This is a genomic window from Psychromarinibacter sediminicola (assembly GCF_029168335.1).
In the GTDB taxonomy this organism is placed as follows: domain Bacteria; phylum Pseudomonadota; class Alphaproteobacteria; order Rhodobacterales; family Rhodobacteraceae; genus Psychromarinibacter; species Psychromarinibacter sediminicola.
Window position 1 is genome coordinate 1 of record NZ_JARGYC010000264.1, and the last position, 332, is coordinate 332.

Here is a 332-nt window from a genome sequence, read left to right on the forward strand (position 1 = left end):
TTCGCCCTGACCGCCGTCACCGCCCAGGCCGCAACCCCCGCCGACGCTCTCGCCTTCGACACCATCGCCGACCTGGCCCCCGTGGCCGCCGACACCGCCGGCTCCTACGAAACCGCCTACTACTGCGAATGGGCCACCGTCTACGACTACTACGGCAACTGGATCACCGTCTGGCAGTGCTTCTGAGCTCGAGCCCACCCCAACCCTCAACCCACTGACAAAGACCGAAACCAATCTTCGAAAAGGAAATCTCAAATGTTCAAGACCGCTCTTACCGCCGCCGCCTTCGCCCTGACCGCCGTCACCGCCCAGGCCGCAACCCCCGCCGACGC

1 protein-coding gene is annotated in these 332 nt (G+C 65.4%); it reads left to right on the forward strand.

What is annotated here, in order from left to right:
• A partial coding sequence (locus P1J78_RS25290; RefSeq protein ID WP_275570120.1) for a hypothetical protein occupies positions 1-186 on the forward strand: 186 nt, incomplete at its 5' end.
• Positions 187-332 lie beyond the last annotated feature (146 nt).